The 25,868-nt window shown below is 74.3% G+C and carries 21 protein-coding genes and 3 tRNA genes; 6 read left to right on the forward strand and 18 right to left on the reverse strand.

All coding sequences use genetic code 11. The annotated features are described in order from the left end of the window. Positions 1 to 3: 3 nt before the first annotated feature. Positions 4 to 411 carry a YciI family protein gene (locus IE329_RS07325; protein WP_190209994.1) on the reverse strand — a complete coding sequence of 136 codons (408 nt, stop codon included), beginning with the start codon at positions 409 to 411 and terminating at the stop codon, positions 4 to 6. A 431-nt stretch (positions 412 to 842) separates the two neighbouring features. Here IE329_RS07325 and IE329_RS07330 point away from each other — a divergent pair, with 431 nt between their 5' ends. Beyond that, positions 843 to 1,907, forward strand: coding sequence for a cobalamin-independent methionine synthase II family protein (locus tag IE329_RS07330; RefSeq protein ID WP_190209995.1), 1,065 nt, complete (start codon positions 843 to 845; stop codon positions 1,905 to 1,907). A 284-nt stretch (positions 1,908 to 2,191) separates the two neighbouring features. Then, positions 2,192 to 2,962: a hypothetical protein gene (locus tag IE329_RS07335; protein WP_190209996.1), complete on the forward strand. Its 771-nt coding sequence runs from the start codon at positions 2,192 to 2,194 to the stop codon at positions 2,960 to 2,962. 93 nt (positions 2,963 to 3,055) lie between these two features. On the opposite strand, the gene holA is transcribed toward IE329_RS07335, so the two are convergent. Next, complete coding sequence (gene holA, locus IE329_RS07340; protein ID WP_190209997.1) at positions 3,056 to 4,051, reverse strand: DNA polymerase III subunit delta; 996 nt, start codon at positions 4,049 to 4,051, stop codon at positions 3,056 to 3,058. Positions 4,052 to 4,274: 223 nt separating this feature from the next. Here holA and IE329_RS07345 point away from each other — a divergent pair, with 223 nt between their 5' ends. Further along, entirely contained in the window at positions 4,275 to 4,511 is a 237-nt protein-coding gene (locus IE329_RS07345; protein ID WP_229927250.1) for a hypothetical protein, read from the forward strand. Positions 4,512 to 4,553: 42 nt separating this feature from the next. On the opposite strand, the gene IE329_RS07350 is transcribed toward IE329_RS07345, so the two are convergent. The 8 genes from IE329_RS07350 to IE329_RS07385 all read right to left on the reverse strand — a co-directional run bounded on the left by IE329_RS07350 (position 4,554) and on the right by IE329_RS07385 (position 17,652). Beyond that, positions 4,554 to 7,280: a ComEC/Rec2 family competence protein gene (locus tag IE329_RS07350; RefSeq protein WP_373311104.1), complete on the reverse strand. Its 2,727-nt coding sequence runs from the start codon at positions 7,278 to 7,280 to the stop codon at positions 4,554 to 4,556. Positions 7,281 to 7,714: 434 nt separating this feature from the next. Beyond that, positions 7,715 to 8,389, reverse strand: a complete 675-nt coding sequence (locus IE329_RS07355) for a ComEA family DNA-binding protein (RefSeq protein WP_190209999.1) — start codon at positions 8,387 to 8,389, stop codon at positions 7,715 to 7,717. A gap of 513 nt (positions 8,390 to 8,902) precedes the next feature. After that, positions 8,903 to 9,748: a DegV family protein gene (locus IE329_RS07360; RefSeq protein WP_190210000.1), complete on the reverse strand. Its 846-nt coding sequence runs from the start codon at positions 9,746 to 9,748 to the stop codon at positions 8,903 to 8,905. Between the two features lie 193 nt (positions 9,749 to 9,941). Further along, positions 9,942 to 10,712: a hypothetical protein gene (locus tag IE329_RS07365; protein ID WP_190210001.1), complete on the reverse strand. Its 771-nt coding sequence runs from the start codon at positions 10,710 to 10,712 to the stop codon at positions 9,942 to 9,944. A 429-nt stretch (positions 10,713 to 11,141) separates the two neighbouring features. Further along, positions 11,142 to 14,081, reverse strand: a complete 2,940-nt coding sequence (gene leuS / locus IE329_RS07370) for a leucine--tRNA ligase (protein WP_190210002.1) — start codon at positions 14,079 to 14,081, stop codon at positions 11,142 to 11,144. 244 nt (positions 14,082 to 14,325) lie between these two features. Further along, the gene (locus IE329_RS07375) at positions 14,326 to 15,615 is read right to left on the reverse strand and encodes a hypothetical protein (RefSeq protein WP_190210003.1); all 1,290 of its coding nucleotides are present in this window, start codon (positions 15,613 to 15,615) and stop codon (positions 14,326 to 14,328) included. Positions 15,616 to 15,813: 198 nt separating this feature from the next. Then, positions 15,814 to 15,886: transfer RNA gene (locus tag IE329_RS07380), tRNA-Ala, on the reverse strand. 314 nt (positions 15,887 to 16,200) lie between these two features. After that, complete coding sequence (locus IE329_RS07385) at positions 16,201 to 17,652, reverse strand: MFS transporter (RefSeq protein WP_229927238.1); 1,452 nt, start codon at positions 17,650 to 17,652, stop codon at positions 16,201 to 16,203. Positions 17,653 to 17,753: 101 nt separating this feature from the next. On the opposite strand from IE329_RS07385, the gene IE329_RS07390 reads away from it, so the two are divergent. Continuing rightward, complete coding sequence (locus IE329_RS07390; protein WP_190210004.1) at positions 17,754 to 18,668, forward strand: helix-turn-helix transcriptional regulator; 915 nt, start codon at positions 17,754 to 17,756, stop codon at positions 18,666 to 18,668. An 87-nt stretch (positions 18,669 to 18,755) separates the two neighbouring features. On the opposite strand, the gene IE329_RS07395 is transcribed toward IE329_RS07390, so the two are convergent. From IE329_RS07395 to IE329_RS07430, 8 genes are all read right to left on the reverse strand, one after another. Then, a tRNA-Ala gene (locus IE329_RS07395) sits at positions 18,756 to 18,828 on the reverse strand. A 37-nt stretch (positions 18,829 to 18,865) separates the two neighbouring features. Continuing rightward, positions 18,866 to 18,938, reverse strand: a tRNA-Ala gene (locus IE329_RS07400). A gap of 116 nt (positions 18,939 to 19,054) precedes the next feature. Next, positions 19,055 to 19,702 (reverse strand): histidine phosphatase family protein, encoded by a 648-nt coding sequence (locus tag IE329_RS07405; RefSeq protein WP_190210102.1) that lies wholly within the window; start codon positions 19,700 to 19,702, stop codon positions 19,055 to 19,057. Continuing rightward, positions 19,699 to 20,175, reverse strand: coding sequence for a ribosome silencing factor (gene rsfS / locus IE329_RS07410; protein ID WP_229912535.1), 477 nt, complete (start codon positions 20,173 to 20,175; stop codon positions 19,699 to 19,701). The genes IE329_RS07405 and rsfS overlap by 4 nt, the downstream gene beginning before the upstream one ends. Positions 20,176 to 20,377: 202 nt before the next feature. Then, the gene (locus IE329_RS07415) at positions 20,378 to 22,345 is read right to left on the reverse strand and encodes an LCP family protein (protein WP_190210005.1); all 1,968 of its coding nucleotides are present in this window, start codon (positions 22,343 to 22,345) and stop codon (positions 20,378 to 20,380) included. 16 nt (positions 22,346 to 22,361) lie between these two features. Further along, positions 22,362 to 22,994, reverse strand: coding sequence for a nicotinate-nucleotide adenylyltransferase (gene nadD / locus IE329_RS07420; protein ID WP_190210006.1), 633 nt, complete (start codon positions 22,992 to 22,994; stop codon positions 22,362 to 22,364). A 148-nt stretch (positions 22,995 to 23,142) separates the two neighbouring features. Next, positions 23,143 to 23,298 carry a hypothetical protein gene (locus tag IE329_RS07425; RefSeq protein WP_190210007.1) on the reverse strand — a complete coding sequence of 52 codons (156 nt, stop codon included), beginning with the start codon at positions 23,296 to 23,298 and terminating at the stop codon, positions 23,143 to 23,145. A 150-nt stretch (positions 23,299 to 23,448) separates the two neighbouring features. Next, positions 23,449 to 23,595 (reverse strand): hypothetical protein, encoded by a 147-nt coding sequence (locus IE329_RS07430; RefSeq protein WP_190210008.1) that lies wholly within the window; start codon positions 23,593 to 23,595, stop codon positions 23,449 to 23,451. Between the two features lie 277 nt (positions 23,596 to 23,872). Here IE329_RS07430 and IE329_RS07435 point away from each other — a divergent pair, with 277 nt between their 5' ends. Both IE329_RS07435 and IE329_RS07440 read left to right on the forward strand, forming a co-directional pair. Continuing rightward, positions 23,873 to 24,958, forward strand: a complete 1,086-nt coding sequence (locus IE329_RS07435) for a M48 family metallopeptidase (protein ID WP_190210009.1) — start codon at positions 23,873 to 23,875, stop codon at positions 24,956 to 24,958. A 228-nt stretch (positions 24,959 to 25,186) separates the two neighbouring features. Continuing rightward, positions 25,187 to 25,864, forward strand: a complete 678-nt coding sequence (locus IE329_RS07440; RefSeq protein ID WP_190210010.1) for a response regulator transcription factor — start codon at positions 25,187 to 25,189, stop codon at positions 25,862 to 25,864. Positions 25,865 to 25,868: the final 4 nt, after the last annotated feature.

Here is a 25,868-nt window from a genome sequence, read left to right on the forward strand (position 1 = left end):
GGGTCACTCCGTGACGGTGGGCGGCTCGGTCAGGAAGGGGCGCAGCTCCAGCCACTCGTGGATCGGCTCCCCGCCCGCCCCGGGGGCGGCCGACAGCTCCCCGGCCAGTTCGACCGCGCGCTCGTAGCTGTCGACGTCGATCACCATCCAGCCGGCGATGAGGTCCTTGGTCTCGGCGAACGGGCCGTCGGTCACCGGCGGGCGCCCCTCGCCGTCGTACCGGACGAACGTGCCGCCGGGGGCGAGCGCCTGGCCGTCGACGAACTCGCCCGTACCCTCCAGCCGGTCCGCGAAGTCGCGCATGTACTGCACGTGGGCCGTGATCTCCTCCGGCGTCCACTTCTCCATCGGCACGTTGTTCACCGGGTCCGGAGCGCCGCGGTAGTGCTTGAGCAGCAGGTACTTGGCCATGGTGCAACTCCTCGGGCTGGTGCGACCCATTGTGGTCGCATTCACCCCTGGGACGGAGCCGGCCACGGGTTCTCGACATCACCGGCCAAGATTTTTTCGCCTTTCCGGCGGAGCGGGGCGGGCCGAGCAGGGCGGCAGGGCCCTCAGGGCCCGGGCACCGGGGCGTCCACGGACCCGTTTCGTGACGACCGCCCTCGCGGGTGACCGGAGGGCCGGCGACAGACACTCATGACGCTTCGTCAATCCTCCTACTACGAACATGAGATCCGGTGGTCGGAACGAGCCGGTGGCGCGGCCGTCCCCATCGGGCTCCGACCAAGGCCCCTTCGCCGGGCACCGCCACTTCGGGCCGTCAACTGGTCGACGCACAGCACACCTTGAATGCTCTTGGTGATGGACCGGATGCGCTGCGTATCGATAGTGTGCTGCTCATGACGCTCCCCACGGAACTCATCGGAAGTCTCCCCCGGTCCGCCCAACTGCTGGCGGCGGTCGAGCAGCACGCCGCAGGCCAGATCGACGACGCCTCGCTGGCACAGCAGCGACAGGACGCCGTACGGGACACCATCGCGCGCCTCGAAGCCCTCGGCTCACCCGTCGTGACCGACGGCGAGCAGGCCAAGTCAAGTTTTGCCACGTACCCGCTGGAGGGGCTCACCAACCTCGCCCCGGAAGGCGCCGTGATCCCGTTCGCGGACGGGCACACGCGTCAACTGCCGCTGCTCACCGCCGGACCGTTCCGCTACGGGACGTACGCCGACAGCTACCTGCTCGCCGCCCAGCAGTTCGCCAGGGTGCCGGTGAAGCAGGCCGTCATCGCGCCGTCGGCGATCAGCCTGATCTACCCCGCGGACGGCATCGCCGGGTACCCGCGCGAGCAGTTCGTCGCCGACCTGGTGGACCAGGCGGAACAGGACATCCGCCGCTGCCTGCGGGCGGGTGCCCAGCGCGTCCAGATCGACTTCACCGAGGGGCGCCTCGCCCTGAAGCTCGACCCCTCGGGCGGGCTCCTCGACTCCTTCGTCGCGCTCAACAACAGCGTGCTGGAGCGGTTCTCCGACGAGGACCGGGCCCGGATCGGCGTGCACACCTGCCCCGGCGGCGACCAGGACTCCACCCACAGCGCGGACGTGGACTACGCCCTGCTGCTGCCCCGGCTCTTCACGCTCCGGGCGGGCGCGTTCTACCTGGAGCTCGCGGCGGAGGCGGAGCCGCGGCGCGTGCTGGACCTGGTGGCCAAGCACGCGGGCGAGGACCAGCAGATCTTCGTCGGGGTGACCGACCCGATCGACCCGGTGGTCGAGACCGCCGAGCAGGTCCGGGACCGGGTGCTGACGGCGGCCGAGTACATCGACCCGACGCGGCTCGGCACCTGCGACGACTGCGGGTTCGCGCCGTTCGCCGACGACCTCTCCACCTCCAGGGAGACCGCCTTCGCCAAGATCGCCGCGCGGATCGAGGGCACCGCCCTGGCCGCCGTCGCGCTGGGGGTCTGACCACGGCGGCGATCGGGGTCCTGACCAGGGTCGCGACCGGGGTCCTGACCGCGCCGGTGATCACGACCGTGACCGTCGCCGCCTGCTGACGGTGGGGCCGGGCCCGTGGGCCCGGCCCCACCCGCGTGCCGGGCCGGAGGCGCGAGCGGGGCGCCATGTGCGAGGCCGCGAGGCCGGTGCCCGAAGCCGCCGCCCTTCCCCCGGGGGCCGGCGGAGGCTGCCGCTATCGTCGTCGAACCGGCATCACCGATGCCCCACGACGCTGGACACCTCAGGGGGATTTCATGACGACGCCACCGCGGACCGGCACGGGCTACGGAGGCTTCCCGGCGCAGCAGACCTCGGCGCCCGGGTACGGCCACCCCGCTCCCCCGCCGGCGCAGCCGGCGTCCGAGGGCCGTCGGGGGAACCTGCGACGCAACGCGGGCTGGGCCTTCGTGGGCGCCGCGCTGGCCTCCGTCGTGTGGACGGCCGTCGTGCTGGCCGTACCCGGAATGATCACCACCAAGGGCTCGCCACTGGGCCTGCGCGGCTACCAGGCCGTCGACGACCTGTGTGCCAAGGCCAAGTTGGTCAAGTTCAGCCAGATCTACCGCAAGCCGGACGACACCCCGAACCACCGCACCGACCGGGCCCCCGCCCTCGACTCGATGAGCTGCGTGCTCACCCTGCAGCAGGGGTCGGTCGGCGGCAGCGGCGACGACGCCGACTACGCCTCGTTGTACGCGCAGGTCGGTCTGCACAAGGCGGTCAACGTGAGCGCCGAGTTCGATGCCGAGAAGGCCGGACGCCGGCAGGCCGGGTACCGGATCACCGACGTGCCCGGGTTCGGCGACTCGGCCTACACCGCCTACCGGGACGAAACCAGCGGCTCGGACAAGAGCTGGCACAGCGTCACGCACGAACTGCTGCTCCGCGAAGGCGGAATGACCTACTACCTGTCCTGGTCGGGAAGTTACCAGGACGGGAAGACCGGCGTGCCCGAGCAGGAGACGATCCGCCAGGCGCTGCTCGCCGACAGCCGGGACCTGCTGAAGGCGATCGGCGGGCGCTGACCGTCCGGACGTAGCGGCTTCCTGGCGGGGCCCGCCCGGGTGATCCGGCCCGGAGGCATCGGCCGCGGGTGGCGGTGCGCCGTGCCCGGTGAGTCAGTAGGAGCGGGCGCCGGCGCGGGCTGCCTTGGCGACCGCGACCACCGCGCGCTCCAGTGCGTAGGCGGGGTCGTCCGATCCGCCCTTGACCGCCGCGTCGGCCTGGGCGATGGCGGTCAGGGCGGTGGCGACAGCGTCGCCCGTCCAGCCGCGCATCTGCTGGCGGACCCGGTCCACCTTCCACGGCGGCATGCCCAACTCCCGGGCGAGATCGGCCGGACGCATGTTCCGGCCGGTGGTGGCGAGGCGGCCGATGCTGCGGACGCCGGAGGCCAGGGCGTAGGTGATCCCGGTGGGCGGCTGCCCGACCGCCAGCGCCCAGCGCAGTCGCTCCAGCGCCTCGGCGGCCCGGCCGGTGACGGCGAGGTCGGCCACCTCGAAGCCGGTCGCCTCGGCCCGGCCGCTGTAGTACCGGGCCACCACGGTCTCGTCGATGGTGCCCTCGACATCGGCGGTCAGCTGGCTGCAGGCGGCCGCGAGTTCGCGCAGGTCGCTGCCGAGCGCGTCCAGCAGGGCCTGGCAGGCCTCCTGGCTCGCTGAGCGGCCGAGGGTGCGGAACTCGCCGCGGACGAACGCCAGCCGGTCGCCGGCCTTGGTCAGCTTCGGGCAGGTGACCTCGCGTCCGCCCGCCTTGCGCCCGGCGTCCAGCAGGCCCTTGCCCTTCACGCCGCCGGCGTGCACCAGGACCACGATCACTTCTTCGGCCGGGTTCTCGATGTACGCCTTGACCTCCTTCACCGAGTCGGCGGAGAGGTCCTGGGCCGCGCGGACCACGATGACCTTGCGCTCGGCGAACAGCGAGGGCGTGGTGAGCTCGGCCAGGCTGCCGGGCTGGAGGGCGCCGGGCGCCAGATCGCGTACGTCGGTGTCGGGGTCGGCCGCCTTGGCCGCCGCCACCACCTGGGCGACGGCGCGGTCGAGCAGCAGCTCCTCCTGGCCGACCACGAGGGTCAGCGGGGCGAGCAGATCGTCGGGTGCACTCTTCCTGGCCATCGCGTACCAGCATCCCACGGGCCCCGGACAATCCCGGCGGGAGCAGTGGGAGCGGCGGCGGGGTGCCGGTGCACAAAGTGCGGGGTGCCGGGTGCCGGGTGCGGAGCCGGGACGGCCGGTCCGGGGTCCGGGCGGGGTACGGGGTACGGGCTGCAAGGCCTCCGGACGGGATCTGGACAATGGGGGCGTGAACGACAACGACACCGATCTCCACACCCGCCAACTGCTCGTGCTCCCCGACCGTGACGCCGCCGACGAGGTGGCGGAGGACCTCTCCGCCCGTCGCCCCTCGCTCGGGGACCTCGACGTCGTCCGGGACGCCCTGGCCGGCGAGGACGACGCCGAGGACGCGCAGTGGCTGGTGGTCGTGGAGCCGCCGGAGACCGGGTGGACGACAGACTTGCTGGCCGAGCTCGACGCCCTCGCGGTCGAGTACCAGGGCTGGCGCGAGGAAGGCTGAGCGGCCGGACCGGGCCGGTGAGTCCTCATCGCCGGCACATCCTCATCGGCGGGCACCCGCCTCCCGGTCGTGGGGACGGGTGAGCGCGCCGAGGGTGGCGGAGCTGTCGCCGACGACCGCGACGTCACCGGACAGGTCGGTCCGGAGCACGGTCGCGCCGAGGCCCCGGAGGTGGTCGACCGTGCGGGGCGCCGGGTGGCCGTAGGGGTTGTCCCGACCGCAGGAGATCAGGGCCAGCCGGGGGCGCAGGGCTGCGGCGAGGTCCCAGTCCTGATGGGCGGAGCCGTGGTGGGCCACCTTGAGGACGTCCACCCGGCCGGTCCTGCGACCGGTGAGCAGGGCCGCCTGCGCCGGGGGTTCCAGGTCGCCCAGGAGTGCGACGCGCAGCTCCCCGGCCGGCCCGCCACCGGCGCGCCCGACTGTGACCAGCAGCGCGACGCTGGCGTTGTTGGCCCCCGGCGTGGCGTAGCCGGGCGCCCCGGCGGGCCAGAGCACGTCCCAGGAGAGCCCCGGCCCTGCCGTGCGGTGCTCCCCGGGCCCGGCCCGGAGGAGTGGCACGCCGGCCGCCGCGGCCCACCCCCGCACCCTGGCGGCCTCGGCCGGCGGCTCGTCCAGGACGGTGGTCTGGACGGCCCCCACCTGGCGTCCGCGCAGCACGCCGGGCACGCCCTCCACGTGGTCCGCGTGGAAGTGGGTCAGCAGCAGGAGCGGGACGCGGGTGATACCGAGGCTGCGCAGGCAGGCGTCGGCGGCGTGCGGATCCGGTCCGGCGTCGACCACGACGGCGCTGTCGGGCGGGGCACCGCCGGACACCGGACTGCCGGGCATCGGAATGCCGGACGGCCCCGTGTCGGACAGCGCAGGGTCGGACAGCGCAGGGTCGGACACCGCAGGGTCGGACACCGCGCCGGCGGACGGTCCGCCTTCGGGCACGGCGGGCACGGCGGCCGCGCGGTCGTCCGGGAGGATCGGCAGCACCAGCATGTCTCCCTGGCCGACGTCGCACATGGCGAGCCGCCATCCGTCGGGCGGCCAGCCCGTGGCGATCCTGGTGAGGGCCGGCGGGCGCAGCAGGACGAGCAGCAGGGTGAGCGCGAGGACCGCGGCCGACAGCGCCCGTACCCGGCGCGAGCGGACGGCCCGTGGTCCCGGCCCGCCGCCCGGGGCGGTGCGCGGTGACAGCAGGAGCGGCGCCGCCCAGCAGGCGGCCAGGGTCGCCACCACCAGGGTGCCCGCGCCGAACAGTCCGCCTGGCCAGGCGAGCTGGGCCCCGGGGAGGGAGGCGCCGACCCGGGCGACCGTGGCCAGCCACCCGGCCGGGCCCGAGGCCAGGCCCGCCAGCAGTCGTGCCACCGGGGGTGCGAGCGGTTCGAGTGCCAGGACGGCGAAGCCGAGCAGGGTGGCCGGCGCGACGGCCAGCTCGGCGAGCAGGTTGCAGGGCACGGCGACGAGGCTGACCCGTGGCGCCAGCAGCACCGTGACGGGGGCGCAGAGCGCCTGCGCGGCCGTGGCGGCCGCGACACCCGTCGCCAGCGGGCCCGGCCAGCCCCGGGCACGCAGGGCCGCCGCCCAGCGCGGGCCCAGCACCAGCAGGCCGGCGGTGGCGAGCACCGAGAGCAGGAACCCGTAGGAGCGGGCGAGGTCGGGGTCCAGCAGGACGAGGACGAGCACCGCGCCGGACAGCGCCGGCAGGGCGTGCCGGGGGCGGCCCGAGGCCAGGGCCAGCAGCCCGATCAGGCCGGTGGCGGCGGCCCGGAGCACGCTCGGGTCGGGGCGGCAGACGGTGACGAAGGCGAGTGTCAGAGCCGTCCCCAGCAGCGCGGTCTTGCGCAGGGAGAGCCCGAGCAGCGCGGCCAGCCCACGGCGTTCGGGTGTGCCCGCCCGGCCGGGAGGACCGAGCAGCACCGCCAACAGGATTGCCAGGTTCGCCCCGCTGACCGCCGTCAGATGGGCCAGGTCGGTGGCCCGGAAGTCCTCCCGGAGGTCGTCCGGGAGGCGGGAGGTGTCCCCCACCACCAGGCCGGGGAGCAGGCCCCGGGCGTCGGCGGACAGACCGTCGCAGGCGGACCGGAGACCTGACCGGAGCCGCCCGGCGATGCGCTGGGAAAGGCCCGGCCCCTCGATCAGCCGGGGCGGGCCGTGGGCCAGCAGGACCGCCGCACTGTCGTGGAACCCCTCCCCCGCCGGCAGCACCCGGACTTCGGCGGCCAGCCGCGTCGACGGCAGCAGATCCAGCCAGGGGCCCGCGTCCTGGGCGCGCACCATGACGAGGACGGGGGTTCTGCCCCGGGTGACGGTGACCCGGCCGGCCGTGTCCGGGACGGCCACCTGATCGGCGACGGCGTCGACGGTGACCAGGGACTGCCCCGGGGCCGTTCCCCGGGCCCGCGAGGTACGGGACTTGGGATCGCCCGTGACAGTGAGCTCGACCCATGGCCCGGAGGGGACGGCCGCTGAGGGCCCCGGTGTGGGAGCCGTGGACGGAGGCGGCGGAAGCGGTGTCGCGGTGGCGGCTCCTGGCGCGGCCCGGGGCGGGGCCGCGACGGACTCGGGGCGGGCCAGTGCGGGGAGCGGGCCCCGATGGAGGTCGGCGGTGTGCAGCAGGGTGGTGGCGGTCGCCGCGGCGGCGGTGAGGAGGATGCCGGCCAGGGTCGCACCTGCCCGGCCGTGGCCACCGCGGCGGACGAGCAGCAGGACGGTCGCGCCCGCCGCGACCAGGCAGGCGGCGACGGCGGCGGCCGGGCGCTGGCCGGGGCCCAGGCGGAGCACCAGCGCAGCGGCGCCCCAGGCCGAGGCGGCCGGGAGCAGCAGCCGGAGGTCCGCCGCAGGTGCCGGAACGGGTGCTCCCTCGGGTGGGCGGCGCAGTGGGCCGTCGCCGCCGCGAGCGGAACCGGGAGGAGCGGCGGGTTCGGGGACGGGACGAAGGGTGGGTTCGGGGGCGGGACGAACGGCGGGAGAGGGAGCAGGAGGAAGGGCGGGGCCGGGGGCAGGAGCAGCGGCGGGACGGGGTACGGGATCACCCGGGCCGGCCGCGCGGGCGGGGTCTGGACGTACGGCGGGATCGACGATGGTGCACCTCCTCGCTGCCGGACAGCTGCTGCCGGATCGCCCGGGTGCGGCGGCCGGATGTGGCGGCCGGGTGCGGCGGCCGGATGTGGCGGCCGGGTGCGGCGGCCGGGGCCCCGCCCGGCACCGGGCCCGGGTCAGAGGGTCAGCAACGGTTTCAACTCGGCGTACGTCCGCTCGCCGATGCCGCTCACCTGGCGGAGCTGGTCCAGGGAGCGGAACCCGCCGTGCGCCTCCCGGTAGGCGAGGATGCGCTGGGCGAGCGTCGGCCCGACGCCGGGCAGTGCGTCGAGTTGCTCGGTCGTCGCACGGTTGAGACTGACCGGGCTCCTGGTGGTGGGGCCCGTGGCCGGCGGCGGAGGTGGCCCGCCGACCAGGACCTGCTCACCGTCCGTCAGGACACGGGCCAGGTTGAGTGCGCTGGTGTCGGTGCCGGGCAGCGCGCCGCCTGCCGCGCTCAGGGCGTCGGCCACCCGGGAGCCGCCCGGCAGGGAGCGGATCCCCGGGGTCTGGACCTTGCCGGCGATGTCCACCACCACCAAGCCGCCCCCTTCGGACGGCCCCGGCTCGGCGGCTGCCCCGCCGGACTGCGCGGACGGCCCGGGTTGCGCCGGGGCGGCCGTGAGTTCGGGGCCCGCTCGCACCGACGGCGACGCCGCCGGGACCTGGACGGCCTCGGGCCGGCCGAACCAGAAGTGCTGCACCGCGTACGCGACGGCCAGCGCGAGCAGGACCGCGAGGCCCAGCACCGCCCGGCGGTCGAACCCGAAGGCCGGACGCAGGGTCAGGCGAAGCGGGGGACGAGGAGTCATGGCTGCCGTCCCGTCCGGCGCGTCGTCTGCCCAGGCCGGGTGCTCCGCCGCGCCCGGCTCCGCCGGGGGCACCGGAGAAGGCGCTGCCGACGGCGCCCGCGGAAGGCCCGGCGGAAGGACGGGTGGAGGCAGCCCGCCAGGAGAGATCCGGCGGAGCGGGTCCAGGTGGGGCGGCGGAAGCCCGGCCGCACCGGCCCCGTCGGGGGAAGCGGGTGCGGAGGCGGGGGCCGGATCGGGCCCGCGGTCCGGGTCAGGGCCAGGGACGGAGGCGGAGGCGGAAGGCCCGCCCGGCGGCCCGGCGGCGAGGAGCTGCGCCATCCGGGCGCGGACGGTCTCGGCGGTCTCGCGGCGCCTGGTGGCGCCGGGGGTCAGGGTTCTCATGGCCCAGGACGGTACGCACCGCACCGGTGCCTGCGGGGAAACCGTCCGTAGCCTGTGGACAACCCCGGCCTGTGGATATCCGGTGTCACCCACAGGAGGGAATCGCGGCCCCGGGTGTAACGCGAGGACCGCTCAGCGCGGCGAGAGCACCACCGCGAGCAGGCCCGGACCGGCATGCGCGCCGATCACCGCGCCCACCTCACCCACGTAGAGCTCGCGGAGCCCCGGCACGCGTTCGCGCAGCCGCTCGGCGAGGGGCTCGGCCCGGTCCGCGGAGGCGAGGTGGTGGACGGCGATGTCCACCTCACGGTCGGCCGCCCGCTCGACGGCGATCTCCTCCAGCCGGGCGATCGCCCTGGACGCGGTGCGGACCTTCTCCAGGGGCTCGATCCGGCCGCCCGAGAGGTGGAGCAGGGGCTTGACCGCGAGGGCGGAGCCGAGCAGCGCCCGGGCGGCCCCGATCCGGCCGCCCCGGCGGAGGTGCTCAAGGGTGTCGACGTAGAAGAAGCCGCTGGTCAGACCGGCCCGCCGGGTGGCCGAGGCGGCCACCTCGTCCAGGCTCAGGCCGGACTCGGCGCCCTGGGCGGCCGTCAGCACGCAGTACCCCAGGGCCATGCCGACCAGGCGGCTGTCCACCACCCGGACCGGGATCGGCGCCTCGGCGGCGGCCAGCCGGGCGGCCTCGCAGGTACCGGACAGCTCGGCCGACAGGTGCAGCGAGACCACGCCGGCGGCACCCGACTCGGCGGCCGCCCGGTACGCCGCCGCGAAGGTCTCCGGGTTGGGCCGGGAGGTCGTCACACGGCGCTTGCCGCGCAGCGCCTCCGCGACGTCCTTGGGCGAGATCTCCACGCCCTCGTCGAGCACCTCGTCACCGACCGCGACGCTGAGCGGCACCACGGTGATCCCGTGGCGGTCGACTGCGTCCTGCGGCAGGTAGGCCGTGGAATCGGTGACGATGGCGAGGTCAGCGGGCATGAGCCGGAGGTTACTCCCCGTACGCCCCGGAGGACAGCGCCGTACCGGCTCTGGCCGTCCTGTCCGGCCTTCGTGCTCGAACGAGCCGTATCGGCCTGTCCCGAGGACGTGGCGACGCCCCGGCAGGGACGGGAGACCGCAAGCCCACCGCAAGCCCCTGTCCGTTTCCGGGGCCCATGAGCCCCCGGACGCCTCAGCCGGCCGAGGACCCCGTCGACGGCTTGCGCAGACGCTGCGCGAGGCGCGAGAGCGGGTCGCCCAGGCCGAGGAGTTCCTCCGCGCCCGGGCCGCCCGGGCCCGAGGTCAGCCCGGCCCGGCGCGGCTGCGCACCGGCCCCCGCCCCGGGACCGGCCCCCGGGGCCGCCCCGGACCCGCCCGCCGGGGAGCCGGCGGCGCCCGGCCCCTGCGGTGCCGCGTCCCAGTGCCGCAGGGCGCCCGCCTCGCTCTCGCACTCCTTGCTGAGCCTGGTCAGTTCGTCCTCGGCGAAGCGGTGCATGCGGTCCTGCGCGGCCCAGCGCATGGTCTCGGCGGAGTGGGTGATCCGCTCGGCGCGCTCCCGCAGCTCGGGGAGCTTCGCGCTGATCCGGCCGGCGTCGGGCTCGCGCTCCAGGATGCGCAACTCCCCGTCCAGCTCGGCCGCGTGCACGTCCAGCCGGCCCAGCAGCTGCAGCGACTCGGCGAGCTGGCCGTCCTCGGCCAGGCCGGACTCCAGCACCAGGCGGGTGCCGTCGAGCGAGGTCCGCAGGGAGAGCCGGGTGGCGGAGATCTGCCCCTGCGCGCCCGGCTTGGTGTACGTCTTCGCCTTCAGCGCGACGTTCTCCACGGCGCGCCGGGCGTTCGCCTCGTGCCGTTCGACCTTGGCCGCCATCGCCTTGGCCGCCTTGACCGTGCCGACCACGGCAAGGCTCAGCAGGCCGACACCGATCAGCAGGACCAGGCCCAGCACCACTCCGACCGCGTCCATCACGAGCCACCTTCCACCGAAACCGAGCACGCCGACCCGGCCGCACCGGACCGCCCGCCGCCGGGCCACGGCCCGCAGCGGTCACCGAGGTTTCCACGGTAACCGCCCGGCCCGTCCTCCGGCGGGGCAAACCGGGCACCCCGGCCGAGATCAGGGACAGATCGGGGTTCTCCCCCAGCCCCGGCCGGGGCCGTCAGGGGCGGTTCGCCCCGGGCGAGGGCTCCGGAACAGGCACGGGCTGGACGCGGGCACAGGCCCAGGCACGGAAGACCGCCGGACTCCCGGAAGCGGCAAGGTGCCGCACCCGCACCCGCACCGCGAACCGGAGCAGCGGACCCGAGCAGCGGACCCGCACCGCAAACCCGAGGCGCCGACGAAAAAGGCCGGCCCCGCCGGACATCCGGCGGGGCCGACCTCACTGACGGTCCGTCAGCCGGTGACGATGTTCACCAGCTTCGGCGCCCGCACGATCACCTTGCGCACCGCGGCGTCGCCGACCGCGGCGACCACGGCCGGGTCGGCCAGCGCCAGGGTCTCCAGGTCGGCGTCGGTGATCTCCGGGGAGACCTCCAGCCGGGCCTTGACCTTGCCCTTGATCTGGACGACGCAGGTGACCGACTCGTCGACCACGTACGCCGGGTCGGCGACCGGGTAGTCGGCGTACGCCAGCGACTCGGCGTGGCCCAGCTTGCGCCACAGCTCCTCGGCGATGTGCGGGGCCAGCGGCGCGACCAGCAGGACGATCTGCTCGGCCACCTCGCGCGGCGTGGAACCGCGCTTCACCAGGAAGTTGTTCAGCTCGATGGCCTTGGCGACGGCCGTGTTGAAGCGCAGGCCGGCCATGTCGCCGCGGATGCCGTCGATGGCCTTGTGCAGGGCCCGCAGGGTCGCCTCGTCGGCGGGCTCGTCGGTGACCACCAGCTCACCGGTGGACTCGGAGGCGATGTTGCGCCACAGCCGCTGCAGGAAGCGGTACGAGCCGACCACGGCGCGGTCGTCCCAGGGGCGGGAGACGTCCAGCGGGCCCATCGACATCTCGTACAGGCGCAGGGTGTCGGCGCCGTACTGGTCGGCGATCTCGTCCGGTGCGACGGCGTTCTTCAGGGACTTGCCCATCTTGCCGGCCTCGCGCTTCACCGCCTCGCCGTTCCAGGTGTAGCCGCCGTGCCCGTCGTCCTCGACCTCGGCGGCGGGCACCGGGAAGCCCCGCTCGTCGCGGTAGACGTCGGCGGTGATCATGCCCTGGTTGAACAGCTTGTGGAACGGCTCGACCGAGGAGACGTGGCCCAGGTCGTGCAGCACCTTGTGCCAGAACCGCGCGTACAGCAGGTGCAGCACGGCGTGCTCGGCACCGCCGACGTACAGGTCGGCGCCGCCGGCCGGCTTCTCGGCGGTCGCGCCCAGCCAGTACCGCTCGTTGGCCGGGTCGACGACCTTCTCGCCGTTCGCCGGGTCGATGTAGCGCAGCTCGTACCAGCAGGAACCCGCCCAGTTGGGCATGGTGTTGGTCTCGCGGCGGTACTTCTTGACGCCGTCGCCCAGGTCCAGCTCGACGTTGACCCAGTCCTCGTTGCGCGACAGCGGGGTCTTCGGCGACGAGGTGGAGTCGTACGGGTCGTAGGTGTGCGGCGAGTAGTCCTCGACCTCGGGCACCTCGACCGGCAGCATCGAGTCGGGCAGCGCGTGCATCACGCCGTCCTCGTCGTAGACGATCGGGAAGGGCTCGCCCCAGTAGCGCTGGCGGCTGAACAGCCAGTCGCGCAGGCGGTAGTTGACGGTGCCCTCGCCGATGCCCCGGCCGGCCAGCCAGGCGGTGACGGCCTGCTTGGCCTCGACGACGCTCAGGCCGTCCAGCGAGATGCGGTCCTCGGTGGCCACGTCGTCGGTGGAATGGGCCGAGTTGACGATGACGGAGTCGTAGGTGTCGAAGGCGTCGTCCCAGGTGTGCGGGTCCTGGTCGCGGCCGTCGGTGGGCCTGACGACGCAGCGCATCGGCAGGTCGAAGGCGCGGGCGAAGGCGAAGTCGCGGTGGTCGTGGGCGGGGACGGCCATGATGGCGCCGGTGCCGTAGCCCATCAGCACGTAGTCGGCGATGAACACCGGGACGGGCTCGCCGCTGACCGGGTTGGTCGCGTAGGCACCGGTGAAGACACCGGTCTTGACCTTGGCGTCGACCTGGCGCTCGACGTCCGACTTGGCGGCGGCGGTCGCGCGGTAGGCGGCCACGGCCTCGGCCGGGGTGGCGGCGCCGCCCGTCCAGTCGTCGTGGGTGCCGGCCGGCCAGGCGGCCGGGACGATCGCGTCGACCAGCGCGTGCTCGGGGGCCAGCACCATGTAGGTGGCGCCGAACAGGGTGTCGGGGCGGGTGGTGAAGACGGTGATCGCCCGGCCTCCGGCGCCCTGCCCGTCGACCGCGAACTCGACCCGGGCGCCCTCGGAGCGGCCGATCCAGTTCCGCTGCTGCTGCTTGATGGCCTCCGGCCAGTCCAGCAGGTCCAGGTCGGCGATCAGGCGGTCCGAGTAGGTGGTGATCCGCATCATCCACTGGCGCAGGTTGGACTTGAACACCGGGAAGTTGCCGCGCTCGGAGCGGCCGTCCGCGGTGACCTCCTCGTTGGCCAGCACCGTGCCCAGCCCGGGGCACCAGTTGACCGGCACCTCCTTGGAGTACGCCAGCCGGTACTCGCCCAGCACGTCCTCACGCTCGGCGCCGGTCAGCTCGGCCCAGGGCCGGCCGTCGGGGGCCGGCCGCGAGCCGGCCTCGAACTGCGCGACCAGCTCGGCGATCGGGCGGGCCCGGCCGGCCTCGCCGTCGTACCAGGAGTTGAAGATCTGCAGGAAGATCCACTGCGTCCAGCGGTAGTAGTCCGGGTCGATGGTGGCGATCGAGCGGCGCGAGTCGTGGCCCAGGCCCAGCCGGCGCAGCTGGCGGCGCATGTTGGCCATCGCCGCCTCGGTGGAGACCCGGGGGTGCTCGCCGGTGGCGACCGCGTGCTGCTCGGCGGGCAGGCCGAAGGCGTCGTAGCCCAGCGTGTGCAGCACGTTGTGGCCGGTCATCCGCTGGTAGCGGGCGAACACGTCGGTGGCGATGTAGCCCAGCGGGTGGCCGACGTGCAGGCCGGAGCCCGACGGGTACGGGAACATGTCCATGATGAAGCTGTGCGGCTTCGCCGCCACGTCACCGGCGGCCGGGTCGGCCAGCGCGCCGACCGGGTTGGGGGCGTTGAACGTCCCCTCCTTCTCCCAGACGTCCTGCCAGCGGGACTCGATGTCGGCCGCCAGCGCGGCGGTGTACTTGAAAGCAGACTCCGCGCGGAAGGGCTCGGTTGCGTCCTCGGCCGGGCCGGAGGCAGGTGTCGTCTCGCTCATGGTCCTTCAGGCTCCATCGATGTCGGTGCGCGAACCAGCGGCCGGTCTCGGCTGCTGCGAAATCGGGCTGTGTCCGCCGGAAACGGCCCCGGAAAGCAAAAAGGCCCCTCGCAGGAGGGGACGCCACGCCGACTCCGGCACCCGCCCGGGGGCGCGGCCGGCTCTGGTCAGCGCGGCCGGCTAAGGAGCAGGCACACGGTTCGCATGGGCTCAGGGTACCGCAAGCCCGTCGGCGGCCCGGCGGTTATCCCGCCCTGGTCGCCGAGTCGAAGTCGCGCAGCGCCCGGGCGACCCGTTCGGACTGCATGCCGGCCGCCAGCCGCCGGGCCCGGTCGGCCGTCCGCGCGGCGTCCTCCTGGTCGCCGGTCCGCCGGTAGGAGTCGGCCAGCCGCACCATCAGCAGGGCGCGGGCCCGGGCCCGGGCCGGCTCCAGCACCGCCACCGCGCCCGCCAGCAGGACGCGGGCCCGCTCGTGCTCCCCGAGGTAGAGGTACGCCTCCCCCACCATGCCGTCCAGGTCGGCGCGTTCCTGCCGGTGGCCCGGCACGCCGTCCAGTGCCCGGAACGCCCGGTCGGCGGCGGCCTCGGCCTCCGCGCGCTCCCCCCGGCGGCCGTGCGCGCGGGCGATCCGGCCGAGTTGCAGGGCGAGTTCGGACGGGCTCAGCCGGCCGTCGGCGGCCCGCAGGGCGGCGGCGAGCATCGCCACCGCGTCCAGGCCGCGCCCGCCGGCGCTGTGGGTGGCCTGGACGACCAGGCAGCCGACCACGCTCACGCCCAGGCGGGGGTCGCCGCAGACGTGCGCGGCCCGCAGGGCGGCGACGAAGGCGCTCTGGGCGGCGGCCTCGTAGCCCATGTCGTGGGCGGCCCAGCCGACCAGGCGGGCGAGCCGGGCGGCGGCGGCGTAGAGCTCGCGGCCGAGCGGCTCGCCGTACGAGCCGAGTTCGAGGAGTTTGCCGACCATGGCCAGCTCGGCCCGGGCCGGGTCGAGGATCAGCCCGCCGCCGCAGGCCCGCTCCAGCCGCTGCTTGCTGTCGTAGCCGAGCCTGAGGTCGACGAGCTGCTCGGGGGCGATCCGCAGGGCGCCCTCGCCCCCGGTGACGGGCGGCGGGGGCGAGGCCCAGAGCCGGGCGGCCTGTTCGAGTTCGTCGCCGCGGAACAGGGCGGTGAGGCGGACCGGACCGCCGTGCACGCCGGCCTCGCGCAGCGCGGTCTGCGCGGTGTCGGCCGTCCACGGGTCGGTGAGCAGGCCCGGGGAGAGGATCTTGGCACCCCGGTTGCCGCCCATCCGGCCCCAGAGCTGCTCGTAGGTGACGGCGATGCCGAGGGTGCGGCTGAGCACCTCGCACACCGTCTGGTCGTGCGGGGCGCGGGGCACCATGCCCCGGTCGCGCCACTTGTAGGGCGCGGTGGAGCTGATCGCGAGCCCGTTCGGGAGGGTGAGGTTGACCTCGCGGGAGAGCCGTTCCGGGCTCCAGCCGAGTTGGTGGAGTATCCGGGCCAGCTCTTCGTTCCGCTTGCGCGCCAGGTCGGCCATGGGCACGACGGTAGCGGGCGGTGCGCGCCGCCCGGTAGGCCGGTTCTCCCCGGGACGGCGCGGCCACCGGACGTGGCGGGCGACGGGAGGCGGGAAACGGGAAACGGTGCGGCCGGTGCTGCGCGGTCGAAGAAACGCGGCCCGGCCGGGGAAACGCCAAGGGCCGCCTCCCTGTGCGGGAGGCGGCCCTTGTTGCTGTGGAGCTACGGGGAATTGAACCCCGGACCTCTTGCATGCCATGCAAGCGCTCTACCAACTGAGCTACAGCCCCTTGACCTGCGATGTCACCGCTGGCCCCACTTTTCGGTGGTTTCCCTCGGCGACATCGCCCACTTTACACGGTCGAAGGGGTGCTCCACGAATCCATATCCCGGGGCCGCCCGCCACGGCCGGATGCCCGCCCTGCGCCGCCACCCCGGGGGCGCAGTGAGCGCCGGGGCGGGCGGACCGGACGACGGCGCGGCGAGTGACAGCCGGAGCGAAAGTCGCAGCGGCGGGACGGGGCCCGGGACGAGGCGTCGGACGACCGAGCGGCCCCGTCCACCGCGGTCCGCCACCCGCCACCCGCCACCCGCCCATCGCCCGTCACCCGTCGTCCGCCACCCGCCGGGTGCGGGCCGCCAGCACGCCCGCGGCCGCCACCACCAGGGCGATCGCACCACTGGTGACCAGCAGCGCGTGCCCGGACTCCCGGGCCGTCGCCGGCAGGTGCGCCGCCCCGAGGAAGACCGTGCCGAGCAGGGCCACCCCGACCACCTGGCCCAGCTGGATGACGGTGACGACGACCCCGCTGGCGTCGGCCGCGTCCTGCGGCGCCACCCGGCCGAGGGCCCGGGCGAAGAGCGGGGCGTACGCGCAGCCCGCCGCCAGGCCGAGCACCGTGGTCAGGGCCAGCGCGAGCGGCCCGATCGGGGCACCGCCGCGCAGCAGCAGGCCGAGCAGCAGGTACCCGGGCGCGACCACCACGGTGGCCAGCAGCGGCAGCACGGGGTGCAGGCGGGCCGGCAGCCGCTGCCAGTGCAGGCTGGAGACCCCGAAGCCGACCGAGACCGGCACGGAGAGCAGCCCGGCCCGCAGGGCGCTGTTGCCGAGGCCGGCCTGCTGGTGCAGGGCGAAGGCGAACATGAAGCCGGAGAAGGCCGCCATGATCGTGAAGATCGCCCCGGCGGCCGGCAGCAGCCCGGGCGCCGCGAGCACCCGGCCGGAGATCAGCGGTTCTCCGCCGCGCGCCGCGACCCGCCGTTCGACCGACCGGAACACGCCCAGCATCAGCCCGCTCCCGGCCAGCATCGCCCAGCCCCAGGCCGGCCAGCCGAGTTCGTGCCCGAGCACCAGCGGCACCACCAGCAGGCCCAGGGCCACCGCGAGCACCACCAGGCCGGGCAGGTCGAAGCCGCGGCCGCGGTCGCCCGGCAGCCGGGGCAGCAGGCGGGCGCCGGCCACCAGCAGGGCCAGCCCGAGCGGCACGTTGACCAGGAACACCGGGCGCCAGCCCGTCCCGAAGAGGTCCGCGCTGACCAGCAGCCCGCCGGCCGCCTGGCCGACCGCCAGCCCGCCGGCCAGCACCGCCGAGTACAGGCCCAGCGCCCTGGTCCGGGCGGCGCCGGTGAAGGTGCGCTGGATCAGGCTCATCACCTGGGGGACCATCAGCGCGGCGCCGAGCCCCTGGAGCACCCGGAACGCGATCAGCCAGCCGGTGCCGGGGGCCAGCCCGCAGGCCAGCGAGGCGGCGGTGAAGGCCGCCAGGCCGGCCCGGAACAGCCGGTCGTACCCGTAGCGGGCGCCCAGCCGGGCGCCGGTGATCAGCAGCACGGCGTACGCGATGGTGTAGCCGGCGATGACGAGCTGGAGCGAGGCGCCGGAGGCGTGCAGGTCGGTGCGGATGGTGGGCACCGCCACGTTGACGATGGAGATGTCGAGGACGGCCATGAACTGGCCGCTCAGCACCAGGGCGAGGAGCAGCCCGGGCCGGGTGGCCCGGGCCGGGGGCCGGGCGGGCCCGCCGGAGCCGGCGGGTCGGGTCTGAAGGTCCGTCATGGGGCCAGCGTGCGCGGGTACGGGTACTGGTGGTTAGAGCCTGCTGATCCTGGTACTGGCAACACCTGGGACCGCGGCCCGGGTTGGGGCACCATGACGGGATGACCACCTTCGAGGAGAGCGCCCCGCCGGCCCGCGGCCCGCAGGTCCGGCCGCAGCCGCAGGACCGCCGCCGGACCGAACTCGCCGGGTTCCTGAAGGCCTGCCGGGCCAGGGTCACCCCGGAGGAGGTGGGCCTGCCGCCGGGCCTGCGCCGCCGCACCCCGGGGCTGCGGCGCGAGGAGGTGGCGCAGCTCGCCGGGGTGGGGGTCACCTGGTACACCTGGCTGGAGCAGGGGCGGCCGATCAACGCCAGCGAGCAGGTGCTGGCCGCGGTGGCCGGCTCGCTGCGGCTGGACGCCACCGAGCGGGACCACATGTTCCGGCTGGCGGGGGTGCGGGTCGAGCTGCGGCCGTCCCCGGCGCACCCCAACCTCGACCCGTCCGTGCAGGTGATCCTGGACGCGCTGGCGCCGCTGCCGGCCGCGGTCTGCAACACCCGCTACGACGTGCTGCTGCACAACGCGCCGTACGAGTCGCTGTTCGGGGCGGACCGCCCGACCGCCCCGCACGGGACGTTCAACAGCCTGTGGTGCACCGTCACCGCGCCGGTCTGCTGCAATCCGTTCCTCAACCGCGACGAGGAGCTGCCCCGGATGGTCGGGGTGCTGCGGGCCGCGTACGGCAAGCACGTGGGCGAGCCGGTCTGGGAGTGCTACATCCGGGAGCTGACGCTGGCGAGCGAGGAGTTCCGAGAGCTGTGGGCCCGGCAGCAGGTGGCCCCGGCCAGGAGCGCGCTGAAGGTGTTCCGGCACCCCGTGGTGGGGGAGCTGCGCTTCACCGCGGCCTACCTGACGCTGCCGGCCGTCCCCGAGCACTACATGGTGGTCTACACGCCGCAGGGGCCGCAGGACCGGGAGCGGGTGGAGCGGATGGCGGCGCTCCCCCCGCGCCCGTCGGCCCGCTGCCCGCACTGAGGCTCCGCACACGGGGCTCCGGGGGCGTCCGGGCCCCGGACGCACCGAAGGCCGTCACCCCGGGGGTGACGGCCTTCCGAACTGTTGTGGAGCTACGGGGAATTGAACCCCGGACCTCTTGCATGCCATGCAAGCGCTCTACCAACTGAGCTACAGCCCCGCGACACGTACGGCCCTCGCGGACCGGTGGTGCGGAGTGGAGCTACGGGGAATTGAACCCCGGACCTCTTGCATGCCATGCAAGCGCTCTACCAACTGAGCTACAGCCCCGCACTCGTGGGTTTTCCCGCTTCCCTTCCGGGCCGCGTTCTCACCTGCGAACGAGGAAGACTCTAGCTGGTCAGGCCCGGAACTGCGAAATCCCGCCTGCGGCAGACCCGCCGGCCTCAGGTGTCGTCACCGATCACCGGCTGCGGCAGGGTGCCCGCGTTGTGCTCCAGCAGGCGCCAGCCGCGCGCGCCCCGGCCGAGGACCGACCAGCAGCAGTTGGACAGGCCCCCGAAGCACTCCCAGAGCTCCGGGTCCAGGCCCAGGAGCCGGCCCAGCATGGTGCGGATGGTGCCGCCGTGGCTGACCACCACCAGGGTGCCGTTCTCCGGCAGCTTCTGGACCGCCTCCAGCACCACCGGGACGGACCGGTCCGCGACCTCGGTGGACAGCTCGCCGCCGCCGCGCCGGACGGGCTCGCCCTGTGCCCAGGCCTCGTACTGCTCCGGGAAGCGGGCCCGGATCTCGGCGTTGGTCAGGCCCTGCCACTCCCCCGCGTACGTCTCGCGCAGGCCCTCGTGGTGGTGCACCTCCAGACCCGTCACCTGGGACAGCTCCGCGGCCGTACGAGCGGCCCGCTGGAGGTCGGAGGAGATCAGCAGGTCCGGGTGGAGCCCGGCGAGCAGCCGGGCGGCGCGCTGCGCCTGCTGCACGCCCTGGCCGGTCAGCTCGATGTCCGTGGTGCCCTGGAAGCGCGATTCGAGGTTCCAGGAGGTCTGGCCGTGCCGCCAGAAGACGATGCGCGGTCCCCGCGCCTCCCGGCTCAGCTGTGGTCCTCGGCGACGTAGATGCCCACCCCGAAGTCGTCGGCCGGCGGGGCGGTGACGTTGCCGGCCGCGTCGGTCTCGGCACCCTCGGGGCGGTTTCGGGAGGCCAGCGCGTCCTCGGGCAGGGCCAGCTCGGGGCAGTCCTTCCAGAGCCGGTCGAGGGAGTAGAAGGAACGCTCCTCGGAGTGCTGGACGTGCACCACGATGTCCAGGTAGTCGAGCAGGATCCAGCGGCCCTCGCGCTCGCCCTCGCGGCGCACCGGCTTGACGTCCAGCTGCTCGCGCAGCTGGTCCTCGATCTCCTCGGCGATGGACTTCACCTGGCGGTCGTTGTTCGCGGAGGCGATCAGGAAGGCGTCGGTGATCGACAGCACCTCGCTGACGTCGAACGCGATGATGTTGTGGGCCAGCTTGTCGGCCGCCGCCTGGGCGGCGACGTTGATGAGTTCCTGGCTGTGGTCGGTGACGGTCACTGTGTTCTTCCGGCTCGGCTGCAGAGATGGCGCCCTCGCCCCGCCCGCCGGCGGCTGCGCCGGCTCCAGGGCAGGAGGACCCCAGTCCAGGATCTCACGCCGCCGCCGCGGCCCCGGACCGATTAACGGTGGGGCCGCGGCGGTGCGGAGCGTGGCCGGAGCGGCGCGCCCTGCGGGCGCCGGTGCGGCTGCCGTGCGGGCGCTACTGCGGCTTGGGCACCTGGTAGTCCTTGCCGAGCACCACCAGGAGGTCGGCGTTCTGCGCCTCGGTGACCTTCTTCACGGCCGTGGCGGGCAGGTTCAGGCTGGTCGCCAGCGACTTGGCGGCCTCCAGCCGGGCGTCGTCGCTGTACCGGATCTCGGTGGCCGCCTGCGGGGTGCTCTTCGCCGTCCCGGGGACGAAGGTCAGGCCCGCGTTGAGCACCTGGACCTGGGCCGCGGCGGCCGCCTGGTCGTTGCCGGAGGCGTCCTGGATGGCGACCCGGGCGGCTGCCCCGGCGCTGTCGGCGTTGCGCACCGTGCTGCCGAGGACCTCCTTGACCTGCTTGCCGGCGGTGGCGTCGTCCAGCGTGCCGTCGGGCTTGACCGGCAGCGCCGAGGTGGCGAGGTGGCCGTCCTTGCCCTGCTGGGAGAGCTGCGCCAGCACGCCGGCCAGCGCGTCCCGCGGGAGGGAGGGGTCGAGCACCGCGCCCACCCGCTTCACCACGTCGGTGGCGTCCGCCAGATCGGTCGGCATCGTCCGGATGATCGACTCCAGCACCTTGCCGAACCGCGCCAGCTGCACGTCCCGGCTCTCGCCGGCCGCCTGGTACGTGGCGAACAGCACCGCCGCCTGCCCGCTGAGCAGGACGTTCTTGCCCGCCGCCGCCAGCACCTTGCCGTCCGCCTTGCCGCCGTCGCGCAGCTCCACGTCGGTGTCCACCCGCACGCCGCCGAGCTGGGAGACCAGCAGCTGCAGGTACGGGGTGTCCAGCCGCCAGGTGCCGGCCACGCCGGCCCCGAGGACGGTGCCGAGGCCGTCGCGGGTGCTGGAGGTGCCGATGGTGTCCATCGCCTGGCCGAGCGCGACGGTCGCCGAGTCGCCCACCCCGGGCAGCTTGAGGCCCTCCGGCAGCAGCAGCACCGAGCCCTTGTGGCCGGAGGCGTCGTTGACCAGCAGCGCGGTCGAGACCTTGCCCTCCAGGTCACGCAGGTGCACCACGTTGACCTGGCGCGGCCCGGCCGCGGCGGCCGCCGTCCTCGCACCGCCGAGCTTGCCGGTGTACCAGAGGTATCCGGTGCCGGCGCCGCCGAGCACGGCCAGCACGACGACCGCGCCGATCAGCCGGCTGCGCAGCTTGCGGCGGCGCTCGTCCCGGCGCTCGCTGCGCGACTCCGCGAACTTGAGCCAGTCGATGACGTCCTCGGACTCCTCCGCCTCCTCCTCGACGAAGGTGAACTCGCCGGTGGCGTAGGCGTCGGCGGGCGCCTTGGCGCCCTTGGCCGCGCGGGAGCCGCCGACCTGCTCGGAGGGCTGCTCCGGCTTGGCCGGGGCGGCCTGCGGCGCGGGGCGGGCCGGGCGGGGACGCGGCGGTGCGGCGGGTGCGGCGGCCACCGGTGCCGCGGCGGGCGCGGCGGCGGCGGGCGACTGCGGCACGGCGCCGTAGTGCTCCTGGCCGGGCTGCTCGTACACCGGCTGCTCGTACACCCGCTGTTCCTGGCCCGGCTGCTCGTACCCGGGCTGCTCGTACCCGGTCCGCGGCCGGGCCGGCTGCTGGTACGGCTGGTACGGCTGCTGCCCGTAGCCGGGCTGCTGGTAGTCCTCGTAGGCCTGCGGCTGCTGGTAGGCCTGCTGCGGCTGCCCGTACTGGTCGTACTGCGGCTGGTAGGCCTGCGGCTGCTCCGGCCGGCCGTACCCGTCCTGGGCGTAGCCGGACTGCGGCCGGGCCGGCTGCTGCCGGCGGGGCGGGTAGGGCTGCCCGTACTGGTCGTACTGCGGCTCGTAGCCGCCCGCCTCGTACCCGGCCTGCTCGTACCCGGCCTGCTCGTAGCCCGCCTCGTAGCCCGGCTGCTCGTAGCCGGACTGCTCGTAGCCCGGCTGCTGCCGGTACGGCTGGTAGGACTGCTGCTGGTACTGCCCGGCCGGCCAGTCGTCGTCCTGCTGGCCCCTGCGGTCTGCCGTTCCGGTCACGCCGACCCTCCTGGGATCAAGGCTGGGCCGGCGCGTAGAGCGCCCGCTTGTCGATGTAACGGACCACGCCGTCCGGGACGAGGTACCAGACCGGTTCGCCCTTGGCGACCCGGTCGCGGCAGTCCGTGGACGAGATGGCCAGCGCGGGGACCTCCACCAGGGAGACCCCGCCCACCGGGAGTCCGGCGTCGGTCAGGGTGTGTCCCGGCCGGGTGCACCCGATGAAGTGGGCGAGCGAGAAGAGCTCCTCGGAGTCGCGCCAGGAGAGGATCTGGGCGAGCGCGTCGGCCCCGGTGATGAAGAAGAGGTCGGAGTCCGGGTGCAGGCTCCGCAGGTCGCGCAGGGTGTCGACGGTGTACGTCGGGCCCTGGCGGTCGATGTCGATCCGGCTCACCGAGAACTGCGGGTTCTCGGCGGTGGCGATGACCGTCATCAGGTAGCGGTCCTCCGCCGGTGTCACCCGGCGGTCGTCCTTCTGCCACGGCTGCCCGGTCGGCACGAAGATCACCTCATCGAGGTGGAACGCGCTCGCCACCTCGCTGGCGGCGACCAGGTGCCCGTGGTGGATCGGGTCGAAGGTGCCACCCATCACGCCGAGGCGCTTCTTCGCCGGTTGGAGTCCGCCGGGGGTCTCGGCCTGCTGTCCCATGCCGCCACACCTTACGCGACGCCTGTCGGCCCGCGCGTCCCCCCGGCGCACGCGCGGGCGCGGACATGGCAAAGGGAGCGTCCGCCGCTCGGCAGGGCGCTCCCTGGGCCTGTCCGCCCGGCGTCACGACGCCCGGCACCGCGGACGCTCAGCGGTCGCGGTTGAACCGGGTGGTGATGAAGAGCAGCAGCAGCAGGATGAACAGCCCGGCGCCACCGGTGAGGTAGGGGCTGAGGCTGTCGTGGTTGCCACCCTCGCCCTCGGCGATCAGGTTGAGAACGGGGAGTGCAGCGGCAGTGCTCATGGTCGCAGGACCTTCTCGGCTCGGGTGACGGACCAGGGGTCTGGGCCGGTGAGGGCCCACCGGGTCATCGTACGGGTGGCCCCGGCGCAACCGCGCGGCGGCCCACCGCGTCTGAGCCCGCGTGAGCCCGCGCCGCGCGCGGAGCGCGGCTCAGCTCTTGCGGCCGGCCCGCAGCAGGACCCAGGCCAGCAGGCCGACGCCGACGAAGGAGGCCACCACGACCACGCGCAGGAACAGCCCGGGGCCGGCCTCCGTGGAGATCGGGGCGGCCAGGGTGACAAGGGTGTCGGGGGACATCTACGGGCTCCTCGGTCTGCTCTGCACCGCGGCCAGGTCCGGTCCCGGTTCTCCAGGAACCCAGCGTAGACCGGGCCGGTCCGCCGGCCCGCCACCACCCCCGGCGTGCTCCGGATCCGGTCCCGCCGGGGCCCTCGGAGCCGGGCCGGGCAGCGCGTAGGGTGACCGCGGGGACGAGTACGCAACCGCACGCGTTGCACAGACTGTCGTTGCAGGCGAAGAAGAGCGGGGGCCGGCCACCGGCCGGGACCGGCGTCGACCAGGAGGTACTCAGACCATGACCGATACCAACCAGGCGAAGAGCCCGAGCCGGCGCCGCCAGCGCTTCCCGGAGATCTCCACCCGGGCCTGGGAGCACCCCGCCGACCGCTCCGCGCTGGTGGCGCTGCGCAAGCTCACCGGCTTCGACGACGTGCTGAAGAAGCTCGCCGGGCTGGTCTCCGAGCGCTCGATCCGGCTGATGTTCCTGGCCACCGCCGTGAAGACCTCCGAGCGGCAGTTCCCCGAGCTGTACAACATGGTGCGCGACGCCGCGTACGTCCTGGACCTGGAGAAGGTCCCGGACCTCTACGTCACCCAGGACCCGGCCGTCAACGCCATGTGCATCGGCATGGACACCCCGATCATCGTGCTGACCAGCGGCCTGGTCGAGCTGCTCGACGAGGAGGAGCTGCGCGCGGTCGTCGGCCACGAGGTCGGCCACGCCATGTCCGGCCACGCCGTCTACCGGACGATGCTGCTGATCCTCACCAACATCGCCACCCGGATCGCCTGGATCCCGCTCGGCAACCTCGCCATCATGGCGCTGATCACCGCGCTCAAGGAGTGGTTCCGCAAGGCCGAACTCTCCTGCGACCGCGCCGGGCTGCTCGCCGGGCAGGACCTCCAGGCGTCCATGCGCGGCCTGATGAAGCTCGCCGGCGGCCACAACCTCGGCGAGATGAACGTGGACGCGTTCCTGGAGCAGGCCGAGGAGTACGAGAAGGCCGGCGACCTGCGCGACGGCGTCCTCAAGCTGCTCCAGGTGCTGCCGCAGACCCACCCCTTCGCGGTGGTCCGGGTCGCCCAGCTGAAGAAGTGGTCGGAGAGCGACGAGTACCGCTCCGTCCTGGCCGGTGCCTACCCGCGCCGCGACGGCGACGCCAACGCCTCGGTCAGCGACCAGTGGAAGGCCGCCGCCGACCACTACTCGACCTCCGTCAAGGAGAGCAAGGACCCGCTGATCGGCCTGCTGCGCGACGTGGCCGGCGGCGTCGGCACGGTCGGCGGCAAGCTCCGTGACACCTTCACCGGCGCCCGCAGCGGAGCGCCGGCCGGGGGCGGCGAGCCCGGCGCCACCGCGGACGACGCCCCGCGCGGCTGAGCGGCCCGCTGCCGGCCCCGGACGCTCCTCGGCGTCCGGGGCCGGCTGTTTTCCCGGCGCCCGGGCGGCCCGCCGGAAGGCCGCCCGACGCATTTCCCGGCACGTCCGGCCGGCATGAATTCACCGGCCGGGACAATCGAATGAATCTGAGGATTTCCTCAGTTCGGATATCGCCGACAATTCAGTCAACGGCATTGCACCATAAAGTAATTCACCTATGCTGACCGAATGCGTCTACTGATCGTCGAGGACGAGAAAAGCCTCGCGCAGTCGCTCGGCCGGGGCCTGCGCGCAGAGGGATACACCGTCGACCTGGCCGACGACGGCCGCAGCGGGCTGGACATGGCCCTTTCCCGCCCCTACGCGGCCGTGGTGCTCGACCTGATGCTCCCGGTCGTCGACGGCTACGGGGTCTGCCGGGAACTGCGCCGGGCCGAGAACTCCGTACCGGTCCTGATGCTCACCGCGAAGAGCGGCGAGTACGACGAGGCCGGGGCGCTGGACTGCGGCGCCGACGACTTCCTGCGCAAACCCTTCTCGTACCTGGTCCTCACCGCCCGCCTGCGTGCGCTGCTGCGCCGGGGGGCGGCCGGCCGGCCGCCCGTGCTGGTGGTCGGTGACCTGCTGGTCGAACCCGCCGCCCGCCGCTGCACCGTGGCAGGGGAGCGCGTCCGGCTGACCGCCAAGGAGTTCGCGGTGCTGGAGTGCCTGGCCCGCCGGCCCGGTGAGCCGGTCGCGAAGAGCGACATCCTGGACTCGGTCTGGGAGAGCGCCTTCCGGAGCGACGCCAACATCGTCGAGGTCTACGTGGCCGCGCTGCGGCGCAAGCTCGACCGGCCGGGCGCGCGGTGCGGCATCCGGACGGTGCGCGGCGCCGGATACCGGCTGGTGCCCGATGCACACTGACCGG

It is taken from the genome of Kitasatospora indigofera (assembly GCF_014655955.1).
In the GTDB taxonomy this organism is placed as follows: Bacteria; Actinomycetota; Actinomycetes; order Streptomycetales; family Streptomycetaceae; genus Kitasatospora; species Kitasatospora indigofera.